Origin of the sequence: Actinomadura sp. KC345, from assembly GCF_004348515.1 — a bacterium.
GTDB lineage: Bacteria > Actinomycetota > Actinomycetes > Streptosporangiales > Streptosporangiaceae > Spirillospora.
The window spans coordinates 1-8195 of record NZ_SMKH01000326.1 but is presented as its reverse complement, the minus strand read 5'-3'; the positions used below and the strand labels follow the sequence as shown (position 1 = coordinate 8195).

Here is an 8195-nt window from a genome sequence, read left to right as displayed (position 1 = left end):
CCCCCGGCCTCCCCCACGGCACCGGGCGCGCCGGGGGCGGCGTCCGGTGCGCCCGGTGCCGTGGGGGAGGCCGGGGGAGCGGCCGGTGCGGCCCGTGCCGCCCTCGTGGCGGCGCGTGCCGCACGCGCCGCCGAACTGGACCGCTGGCTCGGCTCCCTCCTCGCGGCCGGTCAGGCCCCCGGGGACGTGGCGCTCGTCGCGGTCGGCAGCCACGCCCGCCGCGAGCTGACACCCGGCGGCGACCTCGACCTCGTCCTGCTGCACCGCGGCAGAGCGGACGTCGCCGGGACCGCCGACCGGATCTGGTACCCGGTCTGGGACTCGGGTCTTCGCCTCGACCACTCGGTCCGGACCGTCCACGAGGCCCGCACCGTGGCGCGCGGCGACATGAAGGCGGCCCTCGGGCTGCTGTCGGCGCGCCGGATCGGGGGGGACGGCGCGCTCGCGGACGAACTGCGCGCCGCCGTCCTCGCCGACTGGCGGGCCGACGCCGCGGTCCGGCTGTCCGAGCTGTCGGCGATGTGCCGCGAACGCTGGGACACGCAGGGCGAACTGGCCTTCCTCCTGGAGCCCGACCTCAAGGAGGCGCGCGGCGGGCTGCGCGACGTCCAGGTCATGGACGCCGTCGCCGCGTCCTGGGTGGCGTCCGCACCCGACGGGCGGGTCCGAGCCGCCCATGACCTGCTGCTCGACGTCAGGCACGCGCTGCACGACGTCACGGGGCGCTCCACCGACCGCCTCGTGCTCCAGGAGCAGGAGGCGGTCGCCCGCGCGCTGGGCCTGCTCGACGCGGACGTCCTGCAGCGCTCGGTCGCGGAGGCCGCCCGCACGATCACTTACGCCGCCTCGCACCTGTGGCGCCGCGTTGACCGCTTCGTCACGTCCCGCGTCCGGCGCGCCTCGCCGCCCGCTCCCGCGGCGGACGGCCGCGCCCCGGCGTCCACCGGGGCGCATGCCGCGAGGTCATCCGGGCCCTCACCCGCCCGGCGCGGCGTCGAGCGGCGCCCGGTCGGGGACGGCGCCGTCGAGCACGAGGGCGAGGTCGTCCTGGCGCGGAACGCCGACATGAACGACCCCGCCCTCGTCCTGCGCGTCGCCGCGGCCGCGGCACAGGCCGGCCTGCCGCTGGCACCCGCCACCGTCGCCCGGCTCGCCGAGCGCGCGGTCCTGCCGAGTCCGCCCTGGCCCGCCGGCGCCCGCGACGCGCTGGTGTCCCTGGTCGGCGCCGGCCCCGCCGCCATCGGCGTCTGGGAGGCCCTCGACCAGGCCGGGCTGATCGTCCGGCTGCTGCCCGACTGGGAACGCGTCCGCAACCGCCCGCAGCGCAACCCCGTCCACCGGTTCACCGTGGACCGCCATCTCGTGGAGGCCGCCGCTGGCGCAGCCGCCCTCACCCGCGAGGTCGCCCGGCCCGACCTGCTCCTCATCGGCGCCCTCCTGCACGACATCGGCAAGGGCTGGCCCGGCGACCACTCCACCACCGGCGCCGTCGTCGCCCGCGACATCGGCGCCCGCCTCGGGTTCCCCGAGGACGACGTCCGTGTCCTGGAGACGCTCGTCCGCCACCACCTGCTGCTCCCCGAGACGGCGACCCGCCGCGACATCGACGACCCCGTGACCGTCCAGACCGTCACCGCCGCCGTCTCGGAGGCGCCCGGCCGCGAACGCGAGATCATCGACCTGCTCGCCGCCCTCGCGATCGCCGACGGCAACGCCACCGGTCCCGCCGCCTGGGGCGCCTGGAAGGCCGGACTCGTCGCCGAACTCGCCCGCCGCGCCGCCGCCGCGCTTGCCGGCGGGACGCCTCCGCCCGCTCCCGTCCTCGACCCCGGCCACGCGGCCCTCGCCCGCCACGACGGCGCCGGCGTCCGCGTCACCGGCTCCCGGATCACCATCGCCGCCCTCGACCGCCCCGGCCTCCTCTGGCGCGCCGCCGGCGTCCTGGCCCTCCACCGACTGGCGGTGAAGACCGCCCGCACGATCTCGTCCCCGGAAGGCTCGGGCGGAACGGCCGTCCTGGACTTCACGGCCGTCCCCGAATACGGGACGCCGCCGGACCCGGCGGACCTGGAGGCCGATCTCCGCCGGATGCTCGCGGACCGCCTCGACGTGTCCGGCCGACTCGAACGCCGCGCGCGCTCGGCACGGGTGCGTCCGGGCGTAGCGGTCCCTCCGCCCCGCGTGATGATCGTGGACGACGCGTCCAGCACGGCCACCGTCATCGAGGTCCGCGCCCACGACCGGCCCGGGCTGCTGTGGCGCACAGGGCAGGCTCTAGGCGCACGCGGCCTCCAGGTCCGCGCGGCGCAGGTGGACACCCTAGGCGCCGAGGCCGTGGACGTCTTCTACGTGGTGGACGCCCAGGGCCGCCCCCTGACAGACCCGGCCGAACTGAAGACCGTCCGCACCGAGATCCTCACGGCCTTGCGCTGACCCACCGGACCTGGGGTGCTGACGTCGTCCGCCCCGGTCTCCCGGGGCCTCGGAAACAGGGTCGGGAAGACGGGGTGGGGCTCGGCCTCCGACCCGATACGCTGATAGGCGATCCCAGAAGCTTTCCAAGGACGGTCCAGACACGTGTTCGAGACGCTCTCCGACCGGTTGACGACGGTCTTCTCGTCCCTGCGCAGCAAGGGCCGGCTCTCCGAGGCCGACATCGACGCCACGGCCCGCGAGATCCGGATCGCGCTGCTTGAGGCCGACGTCGCGCTGCCCGTGGTCAAGGACTTCATCGCGCAGGTCAAGGAGCGGGCGCGGGGCTCGGAGGTCTCGCAGGCGCTGAACCCGGCGCAGCAGGTCGTCAAGATCGTCAACGAGGAGCTCATCAACATCCTCGGCGGCGAGACCCGCCGGATCCGGCTGGCCAAGAACCCGCCGACCGTGATCATGCTCGCGGGGCTGCAGGGCGCCGGGAAGACCACGCTCGCGGGCAAGCTGGCACGGTGGCTGAAGCAGGAGGGGCACGCGCCGATGCTGGTCGCGGCCGACCTCCAGCGTCCCAACGCGGTCGAGCAGCTCCAGGTCGTCGGCGAGCGGGCCGGGGCGCAGGTGTTCGCGCCCGAGCCGGGCAGCGGCGTCGGCGACCCGGTGGACGTGGCGCGGCGGTCGATCGACCAGGCCCGGCACGCCCAGCACGACGTCGTCGTCATCGACACCGCGGGCCGCCTTGGCATCGACGCCGAGATGATGCAGCAGGCCATGGACATCCGGGACGCCGTCGACCCCGACGAGGTGCTGTTCGTCGTCGACGCCATGGTCGGCCAGGACGCGGTCAACACCGCCCAGGCGTTCATGGACGGCGTCGGCTTCGACGGCGTCGTCCTCACCAAGCTCGACGGCGACGCCCGCGGCGGCGCGGCGCTCTCGGTCCGGCACATCACCGGCCGGCCGATCATGTTCGCCTCGACCGGCGAGAAGCTCGAGGACTTCAGCGTCTTCCACCCGGACCGCATGGCGGGCCGGATCCTCGACATGGGCGACATCCTCACCCTGATCGAGCAGGCCGAGCAGGCGTTCGACGCCGAGCAGGCCGAGAAGATGTCCACCAAGTTCGCCTCGGGCGAGGACTTCACGCTCGAGGACTTCCTCGAGCAGATGATGATGATCCGCAAGCTCGGCCCGATCGGCAACCTGCTCGGCATGATGCCGGGCATGGGGCAGGTCCGCGACCAGGTCAGCCAGATCGACGACAAGGACCTGGACCGCATCGCCGCGATCATCCGCTCGATGACCCCGCAGGAGCGCTCCCAGCCCAAGATCATCAATGGTTCGCGGCGGGCGCGCATCGCGAGCGGCTCCGGTGTCAGCGTCGGCGAGGTCAACAGCCTGGTCACCCGCTTCTTCGACGCGCAGAAGATGATGCGCCAGATGGCCGGCGGGATGGGCATTCCCGGAATGCCCGGCGGACGGAAGAAGGCCGCCAAGGCGGCGAAGGCGGCCAAGAACAAGAAGGGCAAGCAGCGCAGCGGAGACCCGCGCAAGCGCGCCGCCGGCAAGCCGCGGCAGGACGAGGAGCAGCCCGCGGCCGACGGCATGCCCCAGAAGCTTCCGCCCGGCCTCGGCGGCGGCCAGGGCGGGCTTCCCCCGGGCCTCGGCGGCGGCCAGCTCCCGCCCGGCTTCCAGATGCCCGACCTGAACAAGCTCCAGGGCCGCAAGAAGAAATGACCGCGCGTTCCCGCGGGCGGCGGCGGCCGAACTCGCCGGGTCTCGGACACGGCATCGTGCGATTGCGCTTTTGCCGCCATCGTCTGGCAGAATGACTGGCTGGAAACCCGGAACCGCGAGGCGCCCTCTCTCGTCCTGCGCGGCCGGAGTCCATCGGGCGGCCGCGAGCCGGTGTTCCCCACCTGGCGCGGGCACGTCCACCCTGTAATGAAGTCTGGAGTACACCACACCCGTGGCAGTCAAGATCAAGCTCAAGCGTCTGGGGAAGATCCGGAACCCGCAGTACCGGATCGTCGTCGCGGACGCCCGCACCAAGCGTGACGGGCGCGCCATCGAGGAGATCGGGCTCTACCAGCCCAAGCAGGAGCCGTCCCTCATCAAGATCGACTCCGAGCGGGCGCAGTACTGGCTCAGCGTCGGCGCGCAGCCGACCGAGCCCGTCCTCAACCTGCTGAAGATCACCGGCGACTGGCAGAAGTACAAGGGCCTGCCGGGCGCCGAGGGCACCCTCAAGGTCGCCGAGCCGAAGGCCGACCGCAAGGCGGCGTTCGAGGCGGCCGTCAAGGAGTCGCTGGGCGAGGGGGAGTCCGCCGGCCCCGCGACCAAGGGCAAGAAGAAGGCCGAGCCGAAGAAGTCCGAGGCCAAGGCTGAGGCCAAGGCCGAGACCACCGAAGCCAAGAGCGAGGGCTGACCGTGCTCGAAGAAGCGCTCGAGCACCTGGTCCGCGGCATCGTGGAGAACCCGGACAACGTCCGGGTCCGCGCCCGCCGGATCAGGGGCGGCCGGGTCCTCGAGGTGCGCGTGCACCCCGAGGACCTCGGGAAGGTCATCGGCCGCAGCGGTCGCACCGCCAAGGCCCTTCGCACCGTGATCAGCGCCCTGTCCGGGGGCCGCTATGTGCGGGTTGACCTGCTCGACGTCAACGAGGTCCGCTGAGTGGCGTTCCGATGAGCGAACCGCTCGTGGTGGGACGGATCGGACGGCCGCACGGAATCCGCGGTGAGGTCACCATCGATGTGCGCACGGACGAGCCGGAGACCCGGCTCGCCGCGGGCACGCGGATCGACACCGACCCCGCGGCCACCGGCCCCCTCACCATCGAGCGCGCCCGCTGGCATTCGGGACGCCTGCTCCTGCGCTTCGCCGGGATCGCCGACAGGGACGCTGCGGATCGACTGCGCGGCACCTGGCTCGTCGTCGATCCCGGCGACATCCCCCCGTCCGCCGACCCGGACGAGTTCCACGACCAGGAGCTGATCGGGCTCGCCGTCGTCACCGCCGGCGGCACCGACGTCGGCGAGGTCGCCGACGTGCTCCACCACGGCCAGGACCTCCTGGTCGTGCGCGGGCCCGCCGGCGAGAAACTGGTCCCGTTCGTGGCGGCACTCGTCCCCGAGGTGGACGTTCCCGGGGGGCGGCTCGTGATCGACCCGCCCCCCGGTCTGCTCGACGAATCATGAGACTCGACATCGTCACGATCTTCCCCGAGTACTTCGCCGCCCTCGACATCTCCCTCATGGGCAAGGCCCGGCGGACCGGTCTGCTGGACGTCCACGTCCACGACCTGCGCGACTGGACCACCGACCGGCACCGCACCGTGGACGACACCCCCTACGGCGGCGGCCCCGGCATGGTCATGAAACCGGGCCCTTGGGGCGAGGCCCTCGACTCCATCATCCCGCCCCCGGCCCCCCACGAACCAAACATCCCAGGCACACCTCCCCAAACCGCACTCTCCCCAGGCGATTCCACCGGGGGCTCAGCGTCGTCTGCGTCTTCCCGGGAGCCAGGCCCCCAGGGCGCGACACCCGGGCCCGCGACCTCGCCGGGTGCGTCCCAGGAGCCAGGTGCCCGGGGCGGGGCGCCCGGAGCCGCGGATTCCCCGAGCGCGGCCTCCTCAGGCTCGGTATCGTCCGCGGCTCTCCCCGGACCAGGTCAGGGCGCGGTCTCCCCGGACCCGGCGTCGTCGGGCGGCTCTCCGGCGGACGACGAGGCGGCGCCCACCGCACCGAGGCGGGCCGGGACGGTTCCGCGGCTGATCATCCCCACGCCGAGCGGGCGGCCTTTCACCCAGGCCGACGCGGCCAGGTACGCCGCCGAGCCCTGGCTCGTGTTCGCGTGCGGGCGCTACGAGGGCATCGACTCGCGCGTCGCCGAGGAGGCCCGTACCCGGATGCCCGTGGACGAGGTCAGCCTCGGCGACTTCGTGCTCGCCGGGGGAGAGGTCGCCGTCCTGGTCATGGTCGAGGCGATCGGGCGCCTCCTGCCCGGCGTCCTCGGCAACGCGGACTCGGTCGCCGACGACTCCTTCGCCCCCGGCGCCATGGAATCGCTGCTGGAGGGTCCCGTCTACACCAAGCCCCCCGTCTGGCGCGAGCGGCCCGTCCCGGACGTGCTGCTCTCCGGACACCACGGCGCGATCGCCCGCTGGCGGCGCGACGAGGCGCTGCGCCGCACCGCCCGCCACCGTCCCGAACTGCTCGCCCGCCTGGCCCCGGAGACCCTCGACAAGCGGGATCGCGCGGTGCTGCGCGAGGCCGGTTTTCCGGTTGACGGCGAAGATATGGCAGACTAAAGCGTCCGTGCGTCCAGACCGCACGGCACCCCACGACCATTCTCCGCGGCGCGACGCCCCCATGAAAGATCCACCGGGGCCTCTCGACGCCCGCGTTCGACCATGAGGAACCGCTGCGATGCACACCCTGATCCAGGAGATCGAGAAGGCCGCGATGCGCGCCGACATCCCGGACTTCCGTCCGGGCGACACGCTGAAGGTCCACGTGCGCGTCACCGAGGGCAGCCGGAGCCGTATCCAGGTCTTCCAGGGCGTGGTGATCCGGCGGCAGGGCGGCGGCGCCCGGGAGACCTTCACCGTGCGCAAGGTCAGCTACAGCGTCGGCGTCGAGCGGACGTTCCCGCTCAGCAGCCCCTCGATCGACAAGATCGAGGTCGTGACCCGCGGTGACGTCCGCCGGGCGAAGCTCTACTACCTGCGCAACCTGCGCGGCAAGGCGGCACGCATCAAGGAGAAGCGCGACCACTGAGTCCCGCTCATCCGCCGCCACGTGCCCGCCGAGTTGAGAACTCGTTGAGCCGATGAACCACGACGCCCCGGGAAACCGCAACGGTGACCGGGGCGTTGTCCGTTTCGGCTGGGGACGACCTGTCCGCCCGCCGGCGACACGCCATCGGGAGGCGTCTCCCGGCCCCCGCGCCGCTAGGCTTCGCTCTGATGACTGATGAGGACGATCGGAGAGACGTGCGATCCGAAGCCGAGGGCTCGGTGCCCGAAGAGAAGGAGCCCGTGGACTCGGCCGAGGAGACCGACGACTCCGAGGACAAGGGCAAGAAAAAGAAGAAGAAGCAGGGCTCTTTCTGGAAAGAGCTCCCCATCCTCATCGTGGTCGCCGTCGTGCTGGCCCTCGTCATCAAGGCGTTCGCGGTCCAGGCGTTCTACATCCCGTCCGGCTCCATGGAGAACACCCTCCAGGTCGGCGACCGGGTCCTCGTCAACAAGATCGTCTACCACTTCCGCGACGTCGAGCGCGGTGACGTCATCGTCTTCAACGGCCTCGACTCCTGGGACCCCGAGGTCCAGGTCGAGGAACCCGGCAACCCCGTCTCCAAGGTGCTGCGCGCGGTCGGCACCGCCTTCGGCGTCGCGCCCAACGAGAAGGACTACATCAAGCGCGTCATCGGCGTCCCGGGCGACCGCGTCAAGTGCTGCGACGCCCAGGGCCGCGTCACCGTCAACGGCGTCCCCCTGGACGAGAGCTCCTACCTCTACACCGACCCGATCACGAACGAGCGGAACAAGCCGTCCAACGACCCGTTCGACATCACCGTGAAGCCGGGCCAGCTGTGGGTCATGGGCGACCATCGCGAGCTCTCCTACGACTCCCGCTCCCACCGCGGCGACCCCGGCGGCGGCCCCCATCCTCATCGTGGTCGCCGTCGTGCTGGCCCTCGTCATCAAGGCGTTCGCGGTCCAGGCGTTCTACATCCCGTCCGGCTCCATGGAGAACACCCTC

7 protein-coding genes and 2 pseudogenes are annotated in these 8195 nt (G+C 72.6%); all 9 read left to right on the top strand.

Annotation, left to right across the window (positions count from 1 at the left end; genetic code table 11):
* Nucleotides 1–60 precede the first annotated feature (60 nt).
* Nucleotides 61–2433: a [protein-PII] uridylyltransferase gene (locus E1281_RS34020; protein ID WP_131883820.1), complete on the top strand. Its 2373-nt coding sequence runs from the start codon at nt 61–63 to the stop codon at nt 2431–2433.
* A 144-nt stretch (nt 2434–2577) separates the two neighbouring features.
* Entirely contained in the window at nt 2578–4164 is a 1587-nt protein-coding gene (ffh, locus tag E1281_RS34015; protein ID WP_131883819.1) for a signal recognition particle protein, read from the top strand.
* A 232-nt stretch (nt 4165–4396) separates the two neighbouring features.
* Nucleotides 4397–4855 carry a 30S ribosomal protein S16 gene (gene rpsP / locus E1281_RS34010; RefSeq protein ID WP_131883818.1) on the top strand — a complete coding sequence of 153 codons (459 nt, stop codon included), beginning with the start codon at nt 4397–4399 and terminating at the stop codon, nt 4853–4855.
* Between the two features lie 2 nt (nt 4856–4857).
* Entirely contained in the window at nt 4858–5100 is a 243-nt protein-coding gene (locus E1281_RS34005) for an RNA-binding protein (protein ID WP_131883817.1), read from the top strand.
* An 11-nt stretch (nt 5101–5111) separates the two neighbouring features.
* The gene (gene rimM / locus E1281_RS34000; RefSeq protein WP_131883816.1) at nt 5112–5624 is read left to right on the top strand and encodes a ribosome maturation factor RimM; all 513 of its coding nucleotides are present in this window, start codon (nt 5112–5114) and stop codon (nt 5622–5624) included.
* Nucleotides 5621–5833, top strand: a pseudogene (locus E1281_RS41500) (tRNA (guanosine(37)-N1)-methyltransferase TrmD); the annotation flags it as partial. The gene rimM and the pseudogene E1281_RS41500, both read left to right, overlap by 4 nt.
* Nucleotides 5834–6181: 348 nt before the next feature.
* Nucleotides 6182–6739, top strand: a pseudogene (locus tag E1281_RS41495) (tRNA (guanosine(37)-N1)-methyltransferase TrmD); the annotation flags it as partial.
* A 118-nt stretch (nt 6740–6857) separates the two neighbouring features.
* Nucleotides 6858–7208 (top strand): 50S ribosomal protein L19, encoded by a 351-nt coding sequence (gene rplS, locus E1281_RS33990; protein ID WP_131883814.1) that lies wholly within the window; start codon nt 6858–6860, stop codon nt 7206–7208.
* A 215-nt stretch (nt 7209–7423) separates the two neighbouring features.
* Nucleotides 7424–8195, top strand: a 772-nt coding sequence (lepB, locus tag E1281_RS33985) for a signal peptidase I (RefSeq protein WP_243717690.1), incomplete at its 3' end; no start/stop codon positions are given.